This window comes from Bacillus sp. FSL L8-0654, from assembly GCF_038629965.1.
Taxonomy (GTDB): domain Bacteria; phylum Bacillota; class Bacilli; order Bacillales; family Bacillaceae; genus Bacillus; species Bacillus safensis.
Window position 1 is genome coordinate 2,328,309 of sequence record NZ_CP152026.1, and the last position, 22,059, is coordinate 2,350,367.

Genomic DNA, 22,059 nt, shown 5'->3' on the forward strand with positions numbered 1-22,059 from the left:
TCAACCCAAATAAAAAGGCCTTGAATGGCCTTGGTGCTTCGTAGACCTCTAAGAGTTCAGACGGGGAGTAATGAAGCTCATGCATGCAGTAATACAGATACACCGCCTCTTTATTCCCGTCCTTTATTAGTTTTTTGCTTCTGTTTCAAGGTCCTCAATCTCGTCTTCAAAACCGTTGACCTCAATAGCTTTGTTTAACCAGTTCGCATATTCACCGCCGACAGACAGGACACGTTTTGCCACTTCGACTGGATCTTGGGTGTTGTATGCTTCGCGCAATTCTTTTGACTTAAAGTCAGGATAAATAGTTGATTCAACCGCAATACGTGCGTAAAAACGTTGAGAATCTAAGTCTTTCACACGTCCACGACCTTTAACATTTTTGAAAGTCGTGTTTTCTTTCTCCAGTTCATCGATGCGCTCTGTTGTGATCGCTTTGAATACGAATGGAATCACTTTACCTTCTTTATCAACGAAACGCTTTGAGATAATGGATTTGACCTCTTCCGCTTCTGTTGTTTGTCCTGGCATAAAGAATGAAAGATCATATACGTTGTTTGCTTGTTTTTCGCTCATGTTTAAAAACTCCCTTTGATTTGTTTTTTTGAATGCAAAAAAGCACATCCATTTTTTGAATGTGCTTTCCAATCTTTTCATGTATAATAGAGATCGTACAATTGAACGGCTTACAAGGGCGGTCTGGCTCATCCCCATATAGAAAGGGGGTGATGCTTATGTCAACCTATGAAGCGATTAGTTTAATGATTGCTTTTGGGATTTATACCCTAAGCATTTTGACTTTAGTCGTGTCATTGTTGACAATATTTAAAAAGAAAAAATAGACCTCCCTTGACCTCTGCAAAAGTAAAAGGGTAAGTCTATTCTTAAAAAGCATCTAGAGATAAGCCAGCCCTCTTAAAGGGCCTCATTGTACATTGCCGGGATGTTAGCGCATCCTGGCTTCTTTTTATTTTATGCAAATTGCTTTGCATGTAAACGAATTTTTTCTTGAAAGGTAAATTGGTTAACTGTATCCCATTTATCCCAATCATTTAACAAAAGTATACCATATCGAGGATAAAATTAAAAATAACATATATTTTAGTCATTCGTAATGCCTTTTTTGAATTAAAAAGAATCCTTCAGCTTCTCAGGAAGATCAAAGTCCTCAAACGTGAAAGGAACCTCTTCTTCCAGTGCTTCTGAATCCACATCAAGCCCTGCGATCTTTGCAGAATCAAAGTTCACATCAAACAATGTGACACGCTCTGTGCCGCGGCCGGATGATTTGTCATCCAGTACAGCTTGAATCGTAAAGTACGGATCTTGTCCTTTCTTTACATAGTTCAGCATCAACTGAACGAAACGTGATGTGACTTTATAGAAAGTCGCTGTGCCAGTACCATTCGCACCGGTTGTCTTGTGACCGGTCATACGACGGCCCATGACATTGACCTCTGATTTATTCTTCTCCACGTTTGCTTCAAACGTTTTGATGAAGGCCATTTCCTCACCATCGAGAAAAAGACGCCCTTCCTTACCTGAAATGGTATTCTGCGCTTTAAAAGCCATCTTATTTCACCTCTACATTGAAATAGAATTTTTCAGCTGCATCAACAGGTTGAACAGCTAGATCAATCAAGAAACCGTCACGATCTTCATTCAAAGCGATCGTAATATCAGTTTCAGAGTCAAAGCCAGTGATTCCAGATCCGTCTTGGAGCTGCGTGAGATATTGCGTGATGAGTGTTTTCACCAGCTGCAAACCATCGTCAGACGCCGGAATGTCATTCCCGTTGGCTTTGCGTAATTTAATCAGATTCTTCAATTCACGAGTGAGATCGTTGTTGATCGCATCGAGCACTCGGACGATCTTGTTTTTCCCGAATGTCTTGTTCTTCTCGGTTGTGTAGCTTGTCAGAGAGTTGATATCTTTCTCGACGCTCACTGTCCGATCACGCGCATCAAACGTGAACAAGAATTCGCCTTGTGACAAGCGGTATTCAACTTGATCATTATCAAGACGCTCTAATGTATCCACAGCACCTTCATATTCAACAAATGTCAGTGACTGATTGAAGTTGGCTCCTGCAGATGCACCGGCCACCCATGCAGTTGCTTTGGCTGGCGTGATCTCTGTACCGTCTTCTAGCAGCACACCGCTTGTGACATTGATAATTCCTTCGTGATTAGCTGCGTAGTTTGGCAATACGCCTTGTATCTTCCGACCTTGATCATCACGCAAACGCTTGACGAAAGCCACAAATGTCGCTTTTAACTGTTCGCTAGTGTTATTAGGCAGCGCGATCACGTCAAAGTATTCTGTTTCAGCTGCTTCAAGAAATGCTGTGTAATCTGCCACACTTGGCACACCGTTTTTCCCACCGCTCAGTGTGACACCAGCGGTAATCGTCACTTCACCTTCACCAGAGAACGAAACATATTTATTCTGCTTCAACTCTTTGACATCAGTGACAACCTGCTTATCAACAATGTCTGTACCCACATAAGTCACAACATCACGCTTGGAGCTATCCAATACGTTTTCAGTGACTTGGATCGTCACCTCATTACCTTTCTGTCCGCCATAATTAGCAAGCACGTTGAAATTCTCGCTGATCTGAGCCTTTGCAGGTTCTCCTTCATTTAAGCGATACAAAAGAACTGTTTGTGCTTTTTTCTTTGCCTCTCGGAAAAGAAGAAGTGAACTGTCATCGATGTTTAATCCGACTTTTTTATTTAAGTCCTCGATGCCTGAGATAGAGATGAACGTCTTAGGCTCTCCCCAGCTCATCGTAATCGGAAGTGCAACAGTACCTCGATCACCTAACGTAATACGCTGTTGTGCTGTGGTCTTGAAATTGAAGTAGATACCAGGACGCTTCTTTTCTGTACCTGGTGTGAAAGTACCTCCATTCATGCTTAAACCTCCTTAGACAAAAAAGCATCAATCTGCTTCTTTGCTTCTGTTTTTGTAATTGGTTTATCTTTGATATAAAAAAGAGCACCTTCAAGGATTTCAGGCTTCACGCCAAACAATTCCTTGCTGTGCTCTTTCAAGGCTTCAAATGAAAATGCTGCTTCTTTAGGAAGAACCGGAGCGGCTTTCTCTTCTTTCACCTGTGATTCATTTTTATTCTTGGCCACTTTTTATCACCCCGTCTGAAAAATTTATGTTGTCTAGGCTCGGTTGCTCGTCTCGGTTGTACCAATAGGCACTATCCCATGTGAGGACGATCGTTGCCACGCTTTGATCACCATTCCTAGTTTCCGCCCTCTTGATTCGCACATATTGATCGAGCGGTTCACCGTCTTCAGCAACCATCTGAATGATATTCCGATCCGCTGACAAGGCATCTACAATCGATTCAGCTGCATCATGAGCCTGCTCAGAGTCCTTGTGAAACACTTTAATATGCAGCGTGTAGGTTTTAAGAAACGTTGAAACAGTATCGTTTCTTGTATTGACCCAAGCTGCCGGAAAGTACATCGATGGGACCTGAAACTGTTCAGGAATTTTCTTTTCGTAGACCTTCACAGGAAAATTCCTATAACAATAATTCATGATGGCGCCGACTTCTTGATTCATCTAATCACCGCCCAAACTGCTGATTGATCCACCGTTGGAGCTTGTTGGCCAGAGCTCTTTCAAACATTCGTTCAAATATCGTTAGAGCATTATCCCAATAGCCTGTACCCTCGACCCATTGGAATTTAAGGAGCATCCCTGTTTCTGCGTTCGGATCATATTCAAAGCGATCTCCTACCCAACGTCCTGGAACCCATCGCCTGTCCTGATTCTTTGATGGATCAATGGTAAAGTGTCCGTCGTTCGTGTATGACGCATACTCTAAATTCGTACCGACATCTAGTGTAAGACCGCCACTATCCATAGAAAAGACGTTCTCTCGATCACCTTTTTGAAATGAATTCAGAAGACGCCGAGCATCAACCGTTTTTGTGCGAATAATTTCATCCTGAACAATATCGAGAAACTGATACCCCATCGCTTCCAGCCATTCCTCATATTCCGCTCTCAAGTCGCCATTGATAGCTGCATCCAATTCCTCGATAAATTGATCAAGACCGTCAATCCTCATAGGCTTTCACTCCTCATGGCCACCACCTCGATATGATGGTTTTTGATCTTCCTAGGCTTTTGCAGTTTCAAAGTAATGCCTTCCCATACTACTTTGTCATTTAGTCGGACATCAGCAGTAATAGGAAAATGAACAAGGTACGATTGATGAATGGTTGCGTTTGGCTCCTGCTGTGTAATGGATTGATTCTTTTCAGTAAAGTAACATGCTTGATCAACTTGATCAGGCTCATCAGGATATGAAAAGACCGGCTGCGCATCTTGGACAGGTATTCCATAGCGATCTTTTGACAGCTGTTTATTCTGAAGGTGGAAAATATCGCATCGATCAGTTAATAATGATTGATAGCTCATAGCGATCTCAACCTTAATTTGATGCTGCCTGGATCTTCTGGCGGTTCTCCTGGCTCAATGAAATCTATCAACAGGTTATACACATCTGGCTTTGAAACGGCGTTCCCGTCTGCCAACGTGTATGAATAGTCGCCAATCTTTTCTGACTTATACCCTTTGATGATTGATTCATCACCGTTGATCAACGCGAAGAACTGCGCCATTTTAATCAATGCAATCTTCGCCTTTTCAGGAAGTGGCTGATATTTTTCACTTGTGAAATCATGACCTACGATCTTAAATACCTCAGCTTCAGCCTCAATGATGTCACTGATTAAGAGTTCCTCCGAGCGGTTTTTCACGCTCTCGAATACGCTATACTCCCTAACTTCTTCAGGAGAGATCAGCATCAGCCTTACTCTCCTGCTTTTTCTTGTTGCTGTTGATTTTCAAGGATGAAGGCAATTCTTTCACTTTCATTCTTGAACTCAGACGGATCGCCGCCAAGATCAACAATAACGGCTTCTTGTCCATCTTTTTTCATATCCTTCAATTCAGTTTCAGTGTAGATTTTTTGTTCTTGTTGCGGTTCTTCTTCCTCTCTTGGATCTTCTTCCTCTTCGGACGGCTTTTCTTTTGGTTGATCTGTTTTAGGAACATCAGCAGGAACATCAAGCTGCTTACAATCAAAAAACTCATTGCCATCGAGATATTGATAAACCTTTTTCTCAATCTCTTTCTCCTGGTTTAAATGAAAGACATGCCCCATCACAGAGTATGTCTTTCCCTTGATCAAAACCGCTGTATACATGTTGATCACTCCTTGACCTTAATGATCTTAGCAACAGCATCCTCTTCCTCAAATTTGCTGTCGAGCTTCGCAGTCAACACAATGATGAATTTACGTCTACGGATGTCTTTATCAACTTCAATGCGAATGTTACGAGAGAAGCCCAAGATGATGTTTTTCGGATGAGTAAGTAAGATGTCTGAAACACCTGTACCGTCCACATCATACGGCTGCATATTTGCAATACCTTTGACCGGCACACCAAATGCAGAAGAAAGTCCACCTTGTACAGCTGCATCCCCTAGATTCGTTTGACGATCCGCCACTTTGTCTTTCCACTCGACTTCTTGTCCTGGAGACGTGTAAAAACGGAACTCTTGTGGAATACGCAAATATTTAGATGGAACAGCTTTGTATCCTTGTTTGAATACTTGGCGTGTAAGTGGTTCGCCAGCTACATCTACGATATGAGATTCCGCTTGTTTGCGGATACCATCAAGTTGAGCAAGGTAAGTATCCTCAGATTTTGTATCACCGTTTAGGATCAACTCTTCAATATCAACGGCTGCACGCTCAGCCAACATCTGCATGATAGTGTTTTGCAAATTATCACCCTCGATGTTATTTTCAAGCGTGTCATATGTGATGTTTACTTCAGCGATGACTTCTTTTGCAGTTAGCTGAACAGTGCTTGTTGTTGGCGCAACACGATCTTTTGCCTCAAGCGCTTTGCCTTCTTCTCCAGCACGCAAGATACGCTGCCCAAAACCGATTTTTTCAATCTTTTGCGAATCACTTTCCATTGGAATGACACGTGCATCTTGCAGCAGGGTCGGTGTGTTTTGCACCATACGAATAAATGTAGATGCTTGCGTTGGATTCATGAGACCGCCTGTTTTTAAAGTCCCAAGCGTGACTTCCGCTTTGTTAATTACCTCTTGATTTCTCACTCTAGTTCCTCCTTTTTCTCGGCTTAAAGCAAGCCGCCCCATACCGTTTCAGATTTTTGTAAGTCTTGTTGTTGTGCATCCTCTACGCCATTACCTTGCGGACGTGCTTTTTCAAGGGCTTCGACTCTTTCAACAACTGGAGCCAGTGCCTTTTCTACAGCTGCGGCCATTTCTTTTGCGACCTCTTCATCAATTTGTTTTTCTTGCGGATCAGGTTGCTGCTCGCCTTCGCCTTTTTCAAGGTCATCCAGACGCTTTACAACCGGTGCAATTGTGTCATCTAGCATTTTTTGCAGATCTTCTTTGTTCACTTCTTCTTCCTCCTTCTCTTCCGCTTGACTCAACAGATTGTCGATAGCGGCTCTGGCATTTTTCAATTCAGTTAAGTTAGCAGCTGAAAACTTTTTACCTGCTTTTGCAACTTCTTCAGGTGGATCAGTTTGGATCCCCGCTAAGTCATCAGTAAGCAAAATCTCTTGTGTAATTTCAACAAAATCTTGCAGTGCTGCCCTTACCTTTTCAGGATCAGTCTCCAAGTCTTCATCGTTGTAAGAATCCCATTTATACAGAACGGAATTCAGCGCATCTTGTGCCGCCCAAAACTCACGACGCATGCGGCCTTTGTCGTATCTGTTCTTTACTTCTCCTTTTGATAAAAAGAAGTTTTTGAGCAAAGAAAAAAGCCCCTTCTCATCAGAAGCTGGCTTGTGATCCTCTTGTTTTCCTATGTCTGCTGTTCCGGCCATTGAATATCCGGTGATCTCACCCTTTTGAATCTGTTCCCAAATTTCATCAGATGCTTTTGTCACAAGTACCCAAGATCCTTTTTGAATCAGCTCCCCGCCCATTTCAAAATCAGACGGAGCAATGTACGATTCAACGACTTCCCCGACACCGCCTTGGAAATCATGCTGCTTGTCGATCTCACGTGCATCCTTCAGGAACCCATGAGCGGCTTTTTCGATTTCTGCCGGCGTCATGTAATCCCCATGTGCATCAGCTACGTTTGGTTCGTATACAATACCGTAAACAAGACGCTGTGCATCATCAGCTTTGGCAATGACCTTGATCTCTTTTTGGAAGTCTGGCTGCTTTTCTGACTTCATAAAAAAGAACTGCTTTTGATTAGCAGCCTTGTCTACATATGAAACGTGTGTGATTTTTGCGTTTATCAATTCGCGTGGCAATTCATTCACCTCCTTTCAATAGAAAAAGCCTTCTTTCTTAGAAGACTTCACTTATATCTTTTACTTTTTAGCATATATACAGAATTAAGATATCTAACTAAATCTTCACATGTTTTAGTGAATTTCAGTTCAACATCTTTTGTCAGCGGTTTGGAAAAATAATCAGGGAGCTTTCGTGTATCCGTAATAATTTCAGCTATTTTACTATTAATAACTTTACGTTCTTGTAAATAAGTAATAACAGAAGGTATATCCATATCCTTAAATTGTTTTTTGTAAGCTTTCCGATCAACAGCAAAGTACAATTCATAAATTTTCATATCAAGTGCATTTAAACTTTCATAAATACTGCTATTTTTTACAATTTCCTTTTCTGACGATTCCATCTTAATGTTTTTAACATCTTTATCTTCGTCATTTTCTAAATTTGAATCATTCTCCAATTTTAATTCCTCTTGAATTTCCTCTAACTTGTGCCTAATGAAATTCAGTTCAAATCCTCCATATTTTATGGTTGCTATATCTTGAATAAGATTAGTAATAGGTTTCTTTAGCATGGCAATAACAATAATTATTAGAATCGGCCATATCATTGCTGTAACAATAGAAGATATTAATTCATAAACATTCATAATTTCCCCTCATTCTCAAAGTAATGAGGATATTATACTATTTCATTCCATGTTTTGTAAGACTCTCCTTCTAATCTCTTCTTTTTCCTCAGCTGACAATCCTAGAATAACAGGATCAACCACAGGACCCACCGCACAATGACAGTTCACACGCTCTTTAGGAGAAAGCTTGGTATCTCTCGGAAACATGCACCGCTCTCCGCTGCCTGGTATCTCAAATTCTTCATCGAGAGGAATGATAGTGCCGTCTAGCTGCACGTGACTTTCTCTGGACTGATTCTTTTTCCCGCCGCTGTGCTTCCACTTCTTCCTCGTTACTGCCGGGGATTGGACGTAGGATTCATGTTGAGCGACGGAAGAAGCAGTCAACACCTCTGTAATGGCTGTTACACGTGCGCGTTTCCGGCTGAATTCAGGAAGGTCCTTCAGCTCCAATTCAATCTCTTGGATAGAGCGGCCTTCTTTTATACCCTCTTTCAGCGTTTGCTCAATGGCTGTATGAGTATTCAGTTTCATAAGCTGCGCCAACTTCTGTGACCATGATTCAATCCACTGTTCAGTTTTCTCAGAAAGCACCTTGAATGGAATATCTGCATCGATGGAATGCATGATCTTCTCAGCCAGCTGCGTGACGGTAAGCGTTAGAAAGACAGCAGTTTCTTTTCCGAACAACTCCGCAAATTCATCAACTGCGAACAAGTCATTTTGGAAGAACGCTAGAATTGATTCTAACGTCTCCGAATCATCCTTGGATATAAAACCATTCAAAGCATTTAAAAACGTCCTGCGTTGCAATCTGAGAAGTTTTGCGGCGGTTTTCTCGTACTCTTCCACCAAAGAAGGGATATCCTCCAGTTCAGGGAAATCTGCTACAGCTGCTTCAAGTTCCTTGACCTCATCTTCCTCCGCTTTTTGCACAAAGGTATTGATGTTTTTTATCAGCTGATCGATCTTGCTCATTTGCGGATCTCCTCTAGTTCATCCCTAAGGTCTTTGAGGATAGATACCAATTCATTGTTAGTGCCCGCAGACTTTTGAAAAACCGTATCAAGTAAGCTAGTTGATGCCTTTGGCTTCGCCTCAATTGGTCGGTGATATTCTTCCTCTGGCCATTCTTCAAGTGTCTTACCAAGAATACGGCCAGCCAGATCACGCAGGTCATTCGGTGAAACCGCTCCTGCTTGAATAAACGGCGTAAGGACCTTTGCAATTTCGAGCGGATCACGAAAGTCAGGACCATTTAATATAAGGCGCACATGCCAGAGATCGAGATCAGGAAGAAAGAGTGTATTGAGCTTGCCAGTGATGATCATTCTCTCTGGCTGAAATACCTGTTCCTCAGTTGTCTTACGAGCGGTGTCAGCTGTCGCCTTGTTATAATCCTGTGATTCACCTGTGTAGATCGGCGGCAGACGGAAAGAAGAGCGTATCTTGTTTCTCGTCTTCTCGTCGTATTCAAGGAACAGCGCATCCTCCTGAAGAATCTCGGCCAGGGATTTTATATCCACCTTTACATTCGCCGGCTCTTCATCGTTCGATAGTTCATCCTTTTTGGGAATACCTTCGACTTCCAACAAAAGAAACTTATGTGCATTGTCTGATCCCTCGATGCCATTCATGTACTCTTGCAGCTGTTCATATGATGCTTCAGATAGCATTCCATTCTCTACAGTAATTGCAGCTGGCACATGACGACCTTGTTTAAAGTACAGATAGTTCAGCTCTTCAGCTTTGCGCGCTCCATACATATTGACGATGTTACCAATCCAACGAGGAACACCATATGTACCGCTGCCGATCTTGAAGTGAATGACTTCGCTTGCTACAAGATTAGAAGGAGTGTCTTCGCTGTATTCTCCCGTAGCAGCGTTCAATGTTCTTGGATCGCCGTACTCCTTGAAGAATACTTTTTTAGTGTTGACTTGCTGCACATACTTTCTGAACCGTTTCATTCTTTTCATGGTCTTAACTTCACCATGATCTGTATACTTAAAGTCGATCTCAACGGAATCGCCTAACTTACAAACACGAATATATTGTGCATCCAGATATTCAATACCTGCAGGCTTCCCTGTACCTTCTCGCAGCACTTCGACAAATCCATTACCTGTTTTCTCTCGGTCTTCTATCACATAACCAAGGACCACTTCGGCTGACTCATCATAGTTCATATATCTGGCGAACTCTTCAAGCCTTGTCCATTCTTTCTCAGCTGCCTTTTTCTTTCCCTCTGTTGCGTTCTCAGCGTTAAAGTCGAAAGTATATTCAACTCCCAAGCCAAAACCTAGAATGTTTGTTTTATACGCATCGATGCATTGTTGAAGAATGGTAGAATACTCGGCTATTTGTTTGAGCTCCTTGATATTGTATGGCGGCTCAATAACGCCATCAGTCTTATAATTAAAGCCATCCTCATGAATTTGTTTGGTCGTTTCAGAAACAGTTGATTTAATCACAGTCGCTTTCACTTTATTCATCAGCGTGACCTCCTTTCTCTGTTCGGGCGTGTCCGCTCTTTTGGTTTCTCTTTCAGGTCCGTTACCTCATAGTCATCAAGCGCATACCAGATGGCTGAAAAGGTATGAGGATCAATTTTAAACTCGTCCTCTATGATATTGCCATTCTTGTCCGTCTTGTACGTGAGCGGCTGAAGCTCATAGATTGTGTTTGTGCATGAGTCGGAACAAATGATTTTCTTAAACCGCTTGATCTTCTTGGTGTACTGCAAGCGTGAGCCTTGGAACTTATGAGCGGCCACCATGTTGTATCCCATCTTGCGAAAATATGCGATTGTCTTCTGCTCATTATCAGCCTTAATCAGCTCTTTTGTTTCGACGAACTCTTTCAAATCCTCAACCGTGACATCATCAGTCTTGCCACGATCGTAATACTCCCAATAGATATATAGATACTTCTTCTCGTGATCAACAGCCAACCTAACAACAGCGTTATATGAATCAACGAAACCAAAGTCCATGCCCGCTCTAAGCAAAGGTCGATTGATATTTGAGATGGCCAGCATCACATCTTCATGCGGCTGCACCTCGAATTGAGGGAGAACACGAATTCCGTTTATGCCAAAATGACCTTTGCGAGCTATTCGGTAAAGGTCTGGATCGTATTCCTTTAGTTCGTCCAGCTGCTTGATGTAACTGACCGGAAGGAACAAGTTATCTTCAGCTGTAGAATGATGATAGTACGTATCGTTGATAGCGATCGTTCGCTCTTTATATAACCTTTCATCATCCAGGATAAATCGGTTGTTTTGATCATCCTTAAAGAAATGTCTGTACGTCCAATTATCCTGACCGACAGGGTTAGTTGATAGGATCATGTGCAAATCCAAAGTTGGGTGACGCAAACGACCAAGCAGCTCCTTGAATCCTTCATACTTCACTTCTGAACATTCCTCAATCCAGATGATCGAGATGTTGTTGATCGACTTCAATTTGGTTGGCTTGTCAAGACCTTTGAAAATGATCCGGCTCCCGTTATGGAATTTAAGCATGAGCGGTGAAGTCCGGCATTGAATGACATGATCAAGTCCAAGATCATTCACGATCTCTTCAAACAGCGAAAAGGTTGAATCCCTGTGTGTGTCATAGACTTCACGAATCACAAGGGCTGTTCTCTTTTCATCTAACAGCTTCAGAATGAGCTTCAGGGCAATATGATAGCTCTTAGATGAACCGTAACCACCGACCAATAACTGAAACTTCTGGTTCCAGTCAAAAAGAAAGTCCTCAAAGTGTGGATTGACCTCTTTTTCCATCAGATGCATCAGCCATCACCTTTTTTCTTTGCTCTCTTAATTGTAATTTGTACAGAGTCATCAACAGGTCGAGCGGTGATCCGCTCCAGCTCTGCTTCTCTCGTTCGGTTTGCAAGATCGAGACCACGCAGCCTCAATTCATGCTCCGACATAGTTTTCATTATGTCGTGTTTCTGCCTAATGGCTTTAAGACGCTTGTCTGTTACTCGCGTCAATGCTTCCTCTATTTCAAGGATGCGGTCAATCACAGGTAATTGAGTTTCTTCCACCTCAGTGACTACAAGACGTTCATTGATAATTGGAACGTATTTGACAACACCATTCTCACTTGTCGAAGGTGCGACATCTTTTGTTTTTCTAAGTTGCTGAAGAACACGTCGCTGATTATCAGTTAAACCATTTTCATACTTCATGATCCTATGCATCATACGCCGCTCTCGAATACTAAGCTCACGTATGGTCAATTCAATCTGATAGAGCGGATCGGTCTCAATCTGTTCAAAGAGCTCCTTTTCTGTGTCGTCCATATAATCGAACATGATAGATTCATATTCACCTGTCCTCACAGAGTTTCTGTTTCCTTTAGGAGCTGCACCGCCTCTATTTCCTTTTGCATTTTGGTTACCAGTTGGCGCTTTACCACCTTTGTTTCCTTTGGCGTTTTTGTTCCCTTTAGGTGCGCCGGAACGTAAAGGAGCGCTCCTATTTAATTTAGGAGCGCTCCCTTTGAATTTGTCTTCCCATTTATCGTTCGCTTTCCATTTACGGACTGTGCTGCTTGTCACACCCAACTCATCTGCAATGTCTTTAAGCAAGCGGGCTCCATCGCTCTCTTTCCAAAGACGAAAAGCTTCATCTCTTCTTGGGTCACGCGGTCTAGCCATTACATATCACCCACCTCCGAGCTGTTGAATTAAGTTTGAGTTTGTTTTATTTTTTTGAATCAAAATGATGAAAGTATTATCCTTCATTGCTAACTTAGAAATATAGACTAATTATGTTAATTATGAATTATTGGGAATTGTTTTGATGCCTCTACTTTAAATAGTTCACTCTTTAATTCTAATGCCATCTCAGCTTTTTTCTTTTTAGTCCAACCGTGTGAGTTATTTATAGTTACAACTTCTCTTTGAAACAACAAATTATGCGGAATTTTAATATGCTCATCATCTATTCCTGTAACTTGAGCAATTAAAGGGTGTTCAAACATCTTAAGATCAAGTGGTTTTTGAGCATAAGGATTGTGAAAAACGACTAATCCATCTAATAAATTTTCCTTCATTTCTGATTTTTCATGAACACCAATGAATGGCTGAGTACCATTTGAATTGTATTTTCTATAACTAGCTAAAGTTAATCTTGGGTCATCGCTTAATAATCTAACTTTTCCAATTGTAGCTAAGCTACTAAATATTACAGCGCTTATATGTGAATGTTTTTCGTCTGTAAAATAACCTAACGGAATTTTCGAATTTTTCTTTTGTATTTCATCCATTAATACAGTATCTATAATCTCTCTTTTATTGTCATCAATATCAACTGCAATATATCTATCAAAACCATATAAAACTCTTCTAATAGCCTGATGACCTTGTATAAAAAAATAAGGCGAATCAAATGGAGCAATTGCTAAAACAAAAGCTTTATCGTTCATGTAATTAAGTTTTTCAATGTTATTCAAATACCATTTGGACTTAGATACAAATGAATTTGCTATCCTAATAGTCGAATTATTGACCGTTTCCTCCTTCGACCATTCTCCAATTTCTTTTGGAGAATAAGTTCTTTCCCATTCTGGCTGCATATTATGAGCATGGTTAGCTGTTGTTGCTTCTATTACAAAATTGGAATCTTTTATAACAAAATCCGGACGGTTTTTCAAGAAATCAACTCTATGTTTCAACTTTTTAAGTACAGCAAAGATATACAATTCCCAAAAACTCGAATTAAAAGTACTTTGAAATTCTTTAACAAATTTCCCATCTCTATCTTCAAATTCAATAGCCCACGTATTAATTACTTCTCTTAGATAAGGTAACTTCTCTCTAGATATTTCCAAAAAATTAGGATGTAGATCATCTTCAGCAAGTTCCAATTTAAATAAGTCAATACTTTTAACTATCTTATCCCCCTCCTTTAAATAAATAAACACCCAAAAAGGATGTCTATTTACAAGTATTTCACTTTAAGCTCCTGCTTATATCGGTTAATTAAATCTAAAATTTCAGAGGGATTTACAGCATCATTAACAGCTTGCACAAAATAACTTGTTAGCCCATAATCATCTTCTGTCGGTTCATGATATTCACGAATTTGAAAATTATAAATAGACATTGAATAAGTTACAGCCGCCTTTAATTCATTCAGCTTAGCTGTTCTAAAATAACCCGCATCAGCTAAACGAGCTGGATCACCTGAGCGATCTAACATTTTTTTATCTTCATTTAATACATAACCAAATGCACCTCTTACAAAATTTTCATATATTAAAGCATCCAATTCATTCACCTCCAATCTTTATATCGGTTAGACAGAGTCAAATAAAAACTATTCGCAAAATTTGTCGAACGAAAAAGCGAGCTTCACAATAGAAGCCGCTCTCAAACAAAATAATATTCCAATTTTACGTCAAAAAACACCTTATCTCCTAAGGTGTTCGATACTTGTTTGTTAATTTTAAGAAACGTCTTTTGCTTTTCTTTTCAGATATCTCATCTACACATTCTTGTAACAATGTTATATATCTGTTAGATTTCTTTAGTGTGTTTGAATGAGACCAAGATAAATAACCCCAAATTGCTAGAGCAACATAAAAAACCATTATGATTAAGACTGTAGCATCTTCCAATATATCTACCCAACCAAGAAAATAATTTAACATATTCCCTAAAGTAAAAGATAAGATTACAAAAAATGCTGCAGTAAAATGACTTGATGATTTTTGGTTATCGATCCCCTCTTCAAGTCTTTTCAAAAGTATCTTAATTTTTTTAACATCGTGAAGCTGCTTAACTTTTTCTTTGAATTCTGTTTGTTGATCAATATTTGCTTTATACATATTCTTCCCAAAGCGCGACAAATATATTAAAACGTCTCTAACCTGTCCAAATGGCTTGATTTCTCTGGTTTCGTTAGTTTTGTTCAAAAAAATCACCTCCTACCTTTATATATCGGCAGAAAGCGAACATATGGAACTATTCGAGAAATTTGTCGAGCATTTTATCTTCTACGCTTTTGAACAGGTCTTTCATTTTCAATATCTTCTTTTGACCTTTTTATGTAAGAGAGTATGATCCTTAGATACGGTGAGGAAAAGGATTCTCTTTTAAGAGACTCTCTTATTTCATGACTATTTTCCTTTTCAACAAAACTCTCTAATTTGTTGAGTTTCTCTTCAAAGCTAGACTCCCTTACATTTTGTATTGATTCAATAAACTCATAAACATTTTTTGCGAAGGTTTTATCTAGCTGACTATAATTTCTTCCATGCGTTATCGTGAAAGGTTGTTTTACCCATCGCTTTATAAAATAAAACGCATTTCTAAATTCAGTTTCTCGATCAAAAGATTTATCATTAGTACTCATTTTCATCACCATTTCATTTATGATAGACTTCTCAAATAGACTGTATCACAAATGACAATTCCTAGCTTGTAGATTAAGACAGACATCCAAAAGACGACTGTTCTCATTAGATTATCGTTTACTCCGGATACGGCCGCCTTGTCGTTGGTACGTTTCGCGTCTCGTGCCCATTATTTCTTCCCAATCGCGCGTCGTTATCGGATCAGCATCGCTCTTCTTTCTATTAGAACCAGGAGCAATGCTTTTAAATTGCTTTAATGTCTCTTTAGAAACAGAATCCCTGATCTTCATGTTCATAGTCTCCTTGCCGAATAAGCACCACCTTACGCTATTCGCTTAAATAGATTTTGCAATGATGACTACACTCCGAGAGGATGCCAAGTACAGCCAATCATCAAATAAAATGAAAAACTGTCCTCGATACGGCCGCCGCAGACCAGCTGCTATCCAGGCTCAGAATGTCCCTCTCGTATGGCCACATTCCTCAACACCTTTGTTCCGTATCCAGTACGCCATTGATAAGGGAAAGGCGAGTCTCCCAATAAAAAAAGCGGACACCAATCAAGGCACGTAAAGTGCTCAATGATCAGCGTCCGCAGGTTCTTCCTTCTGGACAAAATATTCACGTTCGTTTTGCTTGTCTTAATCATACGATGATCCACTTAGGAAAAAAGGTCCCCATTTTATCCCCCTTTTTGTCGGGGTTTTCTCGGCTTAAAGCCAAAAAAATAAACACAAAAAAACCTTGAAAGCCAAGGGCCAATCAAGGTTTGAAATATTTTCTAGATATTATTTATTACTTCATCTACAGATTTACTAAACATATCAGGGTCTTCATTCTTTATTTCAATTAATAGATCTTTAATATTATCTACTATGAATGGATCTTGTTTTGATAGTACATTGCGATAAACTAATCTCACTTCAGGATGGTTAAGAATCCTGTAATGTAGAATTTCAACCCATTCTGCAGCTTGGTTAAGGATCTGGGGAATAGCCTTAGCAAAGTAACTGAGCCCTTCTTCTGTATTATTTTTATATAACCTTTCTATTCCATGAACTAAACCAAACATAACTTCAAATTGTTCAGTATCGTCATCAAAAACCAAACATAAATCCGGAATATCCGAAACACTTCCATAATCAAGTACTTTTGCTAAAGACTCTTCAAACTCTTGAATGTTATTTTCGTTTTCTAAAAGTCGATTATCATATAAGCTTTTTAATTCTTGCTTAATATCCAAAGGAATTCAACCCTTCCATATTTACTTATTGAACAAATCAGGATACTGTTCTCTATTTTTATTCATTACGGTTTTTAAACCTTGTCTTATCTCAGAATTGTATAAACCATCTTTTATATATATTTTCCGGGCATCCAAAATATCATGAGCTAATGCATCGCGATAATTGAGTTCTAGGTAATCCTTCAGTTTTTGCCCGGATAAACCATATGTATATGTCTCACGGTGTCTACCACCAGTACCAGGATGTGGTTGTTCCATATTCATACTGATACCATTGTTCCTTTTTATACCCGACTGTTTCATTTTTGCATCGGCCGGCATGTGATGAGGAGTAATATTATCAAAAGCGGTTCCTTGCTTAATTAGTTCTTTATACGTTCCAACTTTCCCTTCGTTAGGAAGCAGAGTTTTCCCAGTATCCTTAACCCCCATCTTACCATGAAATCCTTTTGTTCCAAACGGTAAAAGCATCCCCAGCGCCGCATTCATACTCGCTTCCTGCTGTTCTTTCGAGACTTTATTTCCAAACATATCTCGACCCGTAATCGCTTCGCTGAAGCCGTTTGTTGCGGTGAGGCCATATAAGCCTTTTTGTGATGTTTTCAACGCATCGAAAGACTTCTGTGATGTCTTGTAAATGTCGACCGCTCTGACTGCGGCGGACGTGGCTTGAGTCGTTTTATAGACGGCTTTTCCGCCTTTGAAAATACGTCCTGCCCAGCCGACAATCGGGATGTATCCTGCTGCTGCCATGCCGCCTGCGGCGACTCGCTGGCCTGCGGTAAGTTCTTCACCTGTGATCGGATCGACACCTGTTGCGGCACGTTTTGCATCATTCACACCGGTTAGTTCATTGACAATGTTTCCCCCATAATCAAGAGCTTTTTCATACCAAGGACGGTTGGCTAGTGCTTCTTGTTCCTTTGCAATCTTGCGGGCTTCTTCTTGATCTTTTTTGATTTTTAGATATTCAGAAGTTTGCTTCTCAATATCGCTTTTTGCCTTGTAGATTTCACTATCTTGATACGCTTTCTTGTCAAAATTCATAGGCGAAATGGATTTTCCGTCATTTGTGGCATTGATCATTTCTGCGTACAATGCCATTGTAGCCTTCTCCTCAGTCTCTGACAAAGCATATTCATCTTTTAGATTTTGATCAAGTTCTATTAAATCTTGAACCGTTTTCTTCCGTTCATCTTCCGCATCTGCAATCTTTTCGTCAAAGGTTTTACTATCAAATACCTCCAGTGAAATGAGGTCATCGATATCTTCAAAAATTGTTTTAAGCGCATTTTTTTGATCCTTCACAATGCTTTTGGAATTTTTGATTCCCATATGTACAGCGTTGTCTAAAAAGTGTTCTTCTACAAAGGTGTCCCCGCCAAAGTTTGTATCATCAAGTGTCCCAGAAACACCTTCATGGAACGCTTTTTGTTTATCTATGAAGCTAATAAACATGTCCACATTTCCGGCGAGCTCCTTGTAGAAATTTTTAATGTTATCGGCACCTTTCCCAGTAAAATCATCACCGAGGTTTGCCACGCCTTGTAGTGCCTTTTTTAAATCTACCATTTGTTCGCGGAGTTCCTGATAATGCTTAGCTCTTGCGTCCATGGCACTTGTAAGTGCTTTTGCATCTAGTATCTTACCCAGCAGAAGTCACTCCCTCCTATTCATTGACAAGGTCAATTTTACCAACACAAAACTTGTCATTAAATAGGAATAAAGATACAAAAACAGCACTCAGATGATTCCAAGTGCTGTCGAAAGTTTAAACGTAGCTTGCTTTTTCAATTTGTAATATCGATCTTTCTTTAATCCTAGCTCTTCGCATACCTCAAGATCTTTAACCATTCGTGAAGTAAGGTACTTCATGCGAATGATGTCTTGTTCAATTTCATCCAAGCTGTACTCTAGTGCTCTTTCTATTTGCCGTACCTTTAGTTCCGAACAAACATTTTGATCTATTAATCTTGGAAACAAAGTTAAGATGCCATTTGCTTTTTGCTCATCTAAGTTCTCTTGTTTAATTTTTAATGCTTTATAAAGCTTCAATTCATTTATTAATGTCTGACGGACCTGCTTTTCATTTATCTCTGTTAAAGGATGAAGTGCTTCAACCGACATAGTTCATTCACACCTCACATATTGCAATAAATAAAGCATCTATTATCTATTTTAAAGCAGCTAACTCATCTTTATCATTTGCCCATAGAAATTTAGATTCAATTAAGTGGTCATCGAAAAAATTAGTCCCTTCTAAAAGGTCTTTGAATTTCTCTCCTTTTTTTGAATAAACTACATTATAAAACAACATTAGTAATTCCATTGAAGAAAGCTGTGCTCTTAGTATACCTATATATTTCTTTTGCTCTTTTTTATTATCCTCTTCATCATTGCTGAAATTTTCATCTTGTATAAATTTTACAATCCGATAAAGATTTCTATAATAGTGTCCTATTTCCTCTTCTTTTTCTTTGTACATTTTTTCATAAGCTTTTCTTTTGATCGAACTTAATGGTTTAATCAATGTTTGTTCTTTAACTTTTTTTAAAAAATAAAGTAACTGTTTATTTTCTAAATTGTTAAACATATCTTCGGTATTAATAATGTATGTGTTTAAAACTACATTTGAATTTTCACGATTATTTTTCAAATATTGATAGATAAATCTGTTTTTAGCATACTTTTCAATTAGTTGATCACTATTAAATGTATTAAATTCCTCTATTAAGACATTACACTCATCTTCTGTATCAAAAGTATCTATTTTTATTAGTTCCAATGGAGAATTTCCACTATTCAAACCTAATTTTATTATTTTATTATTTTCTATACGGTCAATATTTTTTTTAAGCAAAAATATTGATTGAAGGAAATCAAAAAATCTATTCGGATCATTTATTCTAAGAGAATGGAGTTCGTTCTCCCAATAGTTGTTAACAACAAAATTATAATTAATAGCAAGGTTATCATGAATTTGTTCTAAGTATTGACGACCTCCATGTAAACCTTCCAATAAATTATGATGTAGATTAATCATATTAAAAAAAGTACTCTCAAATTGCTGTTTAGTTAATGTCTTGTTTGTAAGTTCAAACTCTTCTCTAGTTTTAGCAAGCTCTTCTCTCTGCATCTTTAATTCATCTTGTTGCATATCGAGTTGCTTTCTTTGCATTGAAATACTGGCAATAACAAATAACATACTTGCCAACGTTAAGAGTCCAACTGTTGTTCCACCAAAGAAATCTCCTACTGGTCCTAATGCTGCAAATGTATCTTCATCTAAATGATTTCTCACAATGAATAATACAAGAGGAGTTGATATCGCTGCAACAATCACAATTCCCCCAACAAATATCCACTTGTTTTCTTTAAACCATTCTTTCATTAAATTATCTCCCATCATCCAAAAATCCTATAAATCGTAACATGTAATCCATAATATAACAATGATCACATTTTATATCCATAATCATAATGTATCCTTATAGGAGCTCCATTTTTTGAATGAATACTAGTCTTTCCGTAATCAGGAATATCTGATAAATAGGCTTTGTGGTTAACTCCGTCTAGGATGAGTAGCTTTACTCTGCCAAACTCAATATGCTCTTCAATTTTCTTTGTAGTTATAATTTCAATAGGTAAGTTCATGCACAAGGCCTCCCATGTTATAATAAATTGTGCAGATTCAATAGAACTGGGGCCTTGTGCTTCGGTTCTTTCTACTTTCTCTGAAGAGCTTGCAAATCACGTACACACATTCTAAAGAGGTGTTCGTCCCTTAAATCTAATGACAAGTCAATCAAAGCTTTCAGATCGACTTCAGTCAGAACATCATCCAAGTTTTCAGCCCAAGACTTTGGAACAACCAAGGTATTACCACTAAGGAACCTTACTAAAATGTCATCTTCGGATACTTTAAGTACATAACCTGCTTTATTAAGGGATTCTCTTTTACCTTTCCTAGATGCTTTGATCCAGTCTCCTTCTAAGAATTTGTTTTTCATCTGATAATCCTCCATCCTTTTTTAATCCTACTGACTAGTTCATATTGTTTAAGTGGTTCATAGAGGCGGACGCGCTGTCCATCCTCTTTGCGATGATAAAGCAAGAACCACCGTTTGAGCGTTTGTGTGCCATCTTAGGCAGCACCGTCTTCCTCTTCTTTTTGATCATTCCCGCCAGAATCGTCTTTCACACTTTGGGAGGAATCTAAATCACCGCCATCAGCTACTTCTTCATCTTTTTGCATCGGCGCAGCTTCGTTGGCTTGCTCCTCTTTCCAATCCCACCATTTTTCAGCGAGTGGAGCCACTGCAGCTCGGTAATCATTGATTAGATCAACGATAGCACCGGATGACATCTCAAGCTCTGAAGCCAATTTGCCGTATGATTCACCCTCAATGCGCCGTTTCACAATGTCAGCCATATTCTCTGGGAAACCTTCTTGCTCTGGTGCCATACCTTCTTGGATGAATTGATCCACCACTTCGCGTTTAATTTCCATAGGCTTTTCTTCAATTTGTGGTTTTTCTGCAGGTAAGCCCAATTCAGCCTCTAACTGTTCTGGCTCAGGCTCAGCAATGTGGACAACACCGCTCTGATCTACTTGATAATTTACGATAGGTCGCTCAGTGTGAGCATTAATCGGCACGTTATAGCGGACAACATCGCTCTCAATTTCAACACGCACATCTTTATCAATCATTTCAGCAAGATTTTGAATGCTGTTTCCTAGATCCTTCGTTGAGATTTCAAGGACCAATTCTGTAACACCTTTAGGCTTATGATTTACTTTCTTGACTGAACCATCAAAATTTACAAAAGACATATTTGTTCCTCCTCATGGGTTGGTGTGAGAGTAGAGACTTCAACTTCGATTCTCGGTGAACTACTATAAAATTTACTTACATGTAGATCGACTATCTGGCTATCATCCTGCCAAATGACTTTATTTAAGCCGTCTTTTATTCCTTTGATGTAATTATCAACATCTGGCTTCTTAGCTGGTCGCAGCTCGCCTCTTTCGGCTGCTACTGCTTTTTTCTTGCTGAAACTTTTTAGGGTGGATTTGTAAACTTTAACCCTCAACTCCAGGGGACCAGTAAGAAGTTGATCAGGACGGTGATCGCTCGCAGCCAACTTAACGTATTGCTTGAAGTCTCGTGACTTCTTGGGGTCGTATAACCTTGTCATTCCATTCATATGGGTAGCTCTTGGACGCCCTTGTGCAACTGGCTCTCCGTAGACGGTGAATGCTATCTTCATTCAGATGCCTCCATCTTAGCGTTATATGTTAACACCCTGCTGCCACGTTGACTCTTGAGAGAAATGACAAGCATTTCAAGTTCATAGAGTGATAAATTTTCGGGGTTCTTGTCCAAACTAGCTAAATATCCAATACGAGTTAATTCGCTTAAAAGGTACTCACGACGCTGTTTGCTATTAATATTTGACATGT

The 22,059-nt window shown here is 39.4% G+C and carries 30 protein-coding genes; all 30 read right to left on the reverse strand.

All coding sequences use genetic code 11. The features are described from left to right. Window positions 1–126: 126 nt before the first annotated feature. Window positions 127–576 (reverse strand): phage portal protein, encoded by a 450-nt coding sequence (locus tag MHH65_RS11935; RefSeq protein WP_342497844.1) that lies wholly within the window; start codon window positions 574–576, stop codon window positions 127–129. 552 nt (window positions 577–1,128) lie between these two features. Beyond that, window positions 1,129–1,572, reverse strand: coding sequence for a phage tail tube protein (locus MHH65_RS11940; RefSeq protein ID WP_044139480.1), 444 nt, complete (start codon window positions 1,570–1,572; stop codon window positions 1,129–1,131). 1 nt (window position 1,573) lies between these two features. After that, window positions 1,574–2,920, reverse strand: a complete 1,347-nt coding sequence (locus MHH65_RS11945; protein WP_342497845.1) for a phage tail sheath family protein — start codon at window positions 2,918–2,920, stop codon at window positions 1,574–1,576. Between the two features lie 2 nt (window positions 2,921–2,922). Further along, on the reverse strand, window positions 2,923–3,120 hold the full coding sequence (locus tag MHH65_RS11950) for a hypothetical protein (protein WP_342497905.1): 198 nt from the start codon (window positions 3,118–3,120) through the stop codon (window positions 2,923–2,925). Window positions 3,121–3,133: 13 nt separating this feature from the next. Then, the gene (locus MHH65_RS11955; protein WP_342497846.1) at window positions 3,134–3,589 is read right to left on the reverse strand and encodes a DUF6838 family protein; all 456 of its coding nucleotides are present in this window, start codon (window positions 3,587–3,589) and stop codon (window positions 3,134–3,136) included. Between the two features lie 4 nt (window positions 3,590–3,593). Further along, on the reverse strand, window positions 3,594–4,100 hold the full coding sequence (locus tag MHH65_RS11960; protein ID WP_342497847.1) for an HK97 gp10 family phage protein: 507 nt from the start codon (window positions 4,098–4,100) through the stop codon (window positions 3,594–3,596). Next, the gene (locus MHH65_RS11965; RefSeq protein WP_342497848.1) at window positions 4,097–4,453 is read right to left on the reverse strand and encodes a DUF3599 family protein; all 357 of its coding nucleotides are present in this window, start codon (window positions 4,451–4,453) and stop codon (window positions 4,097–4,099) included. The genes MHH65_RS11960 and MHH65_RS11965 overlap by 4 nt, the downstream gene beginning before the upstream one ends. After that, a complete protein-coding gene (locus MHH65_RS11970) occupies window positions 4,450–4,842 on the reverse strand; it encodes a DUF3199 family protein (RefSeq protein WP_342497849.1) in 393 nt (130 codons plus the stop codon). Before MHH65_RS11970 ends, MHH65_RS11965 begins: the two co-directional genes overlap by 4 nt. 5 nt (window positions 4,843–4,847) lie before the next feature. Beyond that, window positions 4,848–5,243 carry a YqbF domain-containing protein gene (locus MHH65_RS11975; RefSeq protein ID WP_342497850.1) on the reverse strand — a complete coding sequence of 132 codons (396 nt, stop codon included), beginning with the start codon at window positions 5,241–5,243 and terminating at the stop codon, window positions 4,848–4,850. 5 nt (window positions 5,244–5,248) lie between these two features. After that, on the reverse strand, window positions 5,249–6,172 hold the full coding sequence (locus tag MHH65_RS11980) for a phage major capsid protein (RefSeq protein ID WP_342497851.1): 924 nt from the start codon (window positions 6,170–6,172) through the stop codon (window positions 5,249–5,251). 23 nt (window positions 6,173–6,195) lie between these two features. After that, window positions 6,196–7,359, reverse strand: a complete 1,164-nt coding sequence (locus tag MHH65_RS11985) for an XkdF-like putative serine protease domain-containing protein (RefSeq protein WP_342497852.1) — start codon at window positions 7,357–7,359, stop codon at window positions 6,196–6,198. Window positions 7,360–7,406: 47 nt separating this feature from the next. Next, window positions 7,407–7,991, reverse strand: coding sequence for a hypothetical protein (locus tag MHH65_RS11990; RefSeq protein ID WP_342497853.1), 585 nt, complete (start codon window positions 7,989–7,991; stop codon window positions 7,407–7,409). Between the two features lie 42 nt (window positions 7,992–8,033). Further along, the gene (locus tag MHH65_RS11995; protein WP_342497854.1) at window positions 8,034–8,951 is read right to left on the reverse strand and encodes a phage minor head protein; all 918 of its coding nucleotides are present in this window, start codon (window positions 8,949–8,951) and stop codon (window positions 8,034–8,036) included. Further along, the gene (locus tag MHH65_RS12000; RefSeq protein ID WP_342497855.1) at window positions 8,948–10,468 is read right to left on the reverse strand and encodes a phage portal protein; all 1,521 of its coding nucleotides are present in this window, start codon (window positions 10,466–10,468) and stop codon (window positions 8,948–8,950) included. The genes MHH65_RS11995 and MHH65_RS12000 overlap by 4 nt, the downstream gene beginning before the upstream one ends. Beyond that, window positions 10,468–11,763: a PBSX family phage terminase large subunit gene (locus tag MHH65_RS12005; protein ID WP_342497906.1), complete on the reverse strand. Its 1,296-nt coding sequence runs from the start codon at window positions 11,761–11,763 to the stop codon at window positions 10,468–10,470. The genes MHH65_RS12000 and MHH65_RS12005 overlap by 1 nt, the downstream gene beginning before the upstream one ends. 8 nt (window positions 11,764–11,771) lie before the next feature. Beyond that, the gene (gene terS, locus MHH65_RS12010; RefSeq protein ID WP_342497856.1) at window positions 11,772–12,647 is read right to left on the reverse strand and encodes a phage terminase small subunit; all 876 of its coding nucleotides are present in this window, start codon (window positions 12,645–12,647) and stop codon (window positions 11,772–11,774) included. 116 nt (window positions 12,648–12,763) lie between these two features. Beyond that, complete coding sequence (locus MHH65_RS12015) at window positions 12,764–13,858, reverse strand: hypothetical protein (protein ID WP_342497857.1); 1,095 nt, start codon at window positions 13,856–13,858, stop codon at window positions 12,764–12,766. 74 nt (window positions 13,859–13,932) lie between these two features. Further along, window positions 13,933–14,262 carry a hypothetical protein gene (locus MHH65_RS12020; protein WP_342497858.1) on the reverse strand — a complete coding sequence of 110 codons (330 nt, stop codon included), beginning with the start codon at window positions 14,260–14,262 and terminating at the stop codon, window positions 13,933–13,935. Window positions 14,263–14,410: 148 nt separating this feature from the next. Continuing rightward, window positions 14,411–14,908 carry a hypothetical protein gene (locus MHH65_RS12025; RefSeq protein ID WP_342497859.1) on the reverse strand — a complete coding sequence of 166 codons (498 nt, stop codon included), beginning with the start codon at window positions 14,906–14,908 and terminating at the stop codon, window positions 14,411–14,413. Window positions 14,909–14,982: 74 nt separating this feature from the next. Further along, window positions 14,983–15,348, reverse strand: coding sequence for a hypothetical protein (locus MHH65_RS12030; RefSeq protein ID WP_342497860.1), 366 nt, complete (start codon window positions 15,346–15,348; stop codon window positions 14,983–14,985). Window positions 15,349–15,459: 111 nt separating this feature from the next. Beyond that, a complete protein-coding gene (locus MHH65_RS12035; protein WP_342497861.1) occupies window positions 15,460–15,639 on the reverse strand; it encodes a hypothetical protein in 180 nt (59 codons plus the stop codon). 491 nt (window positions 15,640–16,130) lie between these two features. Next, complete coding sequence (locus tag MHH65_RS12040) at window positions 16,131–16,592, reverse strand: Imm30 family immunity protein (protein ID WP_342497862.1); 462 nt, start codon at window positions 16,590–16,592, stop codon at window positions 16,131–16,133. A 21-nt stretch (window positions 16,593–16,613) separates the two neighbouring features. Beyond that, window positions 16,614–18,251 (reverse strand): T7SS effector LXG polymorphic toxin, encoded by a 1,638-nt coding sequence (locus MHH65_RS12045; protein WP_342497907.1) that lies wholly within the window; start codon window positions 18,249–18,251, stop codon window positions 16,614–16,616. An 87-nt stretch (window positions 18,252–18,338) separates the two neighbouring features. Beyond that, complete coding sequence (locus MHH65_RS12050) at window positions 18,339–18,722, reverse strand: ArpU family phage packaging/lysis transcriptional regulator (protein ID WP_342497863.1); 384 nt, start codon at window positions 18,720–18,722, stop codon at window positions 18,339–18,341. A gap of 46 nt (window positions 18,723–18,768) precedes the next feature. Further along, the gene (locus MHH65_RS12055; protein WP_342497864.1) at window positions 18,769–19,986 is read right to left on the reverse strand and encodes a putative phage abortive infection protein; all 1,218 of its coding nucleotides are present in this window, start codon (window positions 19,984–19,986) and stop codon (window positions 18,769–18,771) included. A 65-nt stretch (window positions 19,987–20,051) separates the two neighbouring features. Further along, window positions 20,052–20,249, reverse strand: a complete 198-nt coding sequence (locus tag MHH65_RS12060; protein ID WP_342497865.1) for an XtrA/YqaO family protein — start codon at window positions 20,247–20,249, stop codon at window positions 20,052–20,054. A 71-nt stretch (window positions 20,250–20,320) separates the two neighbouring features. Beyond that, window positions 20,321–20,605: a hypothetical protein gene (locus tag MHH65_RS12065; protein WP_342497866.1), complete on the reverse strand. Its 285-nt coding sequence runs from the start codon at window positions 20,603–20,605 to the stop codon at window positions 20,321–20,323. Between the two features lie 134 nt (window positions 20,606–20,739). Then, the gene (locus tag MHH65_RS12070) at window positions 20,740–21,429 is read right to left on the reverse strand and encodes a hypothetical protein (RefSeq protein WP_342497867.1); all 690 of its coding nucleotides are present in this window, start codon (window positions 21,427–21,429) and stop codon (window positions 20,740–20,742) included. Continuing rightward, entirely contained in the window at window positions 21,417–21,866 is a 450-nt protein-coding gene (locus MHH65_RS12075; RefSeq protein WP_342497868.1) for a RusA family crossover junction endodeoxyribonuclease, read from the reverse strand. Before MHH65_RS12075 ends, MHH65_RS12070 begins: the two co-directional genes overlap by 13 nt. Continuing rightward, window positions 21,863–22,057 carry a hypothetical protein gene (locus MHH65_RS12080; RefSeq protein WP_034667616.1) on the reverse strand — a complete coding sequence of 65 codons (195 nt, stop codon included), beginning with the start codon at window positions 22,055–22,057 and terminating at the stop codon, window positions 21,863–21,865. The genes MHH65_RS12075 and MHH65_RS12080 overlap by 4 nt, the downstream gene beginning before the upstream one ends. Window positions 22,058–22,059: the final 2 nt, after the last annotated feature.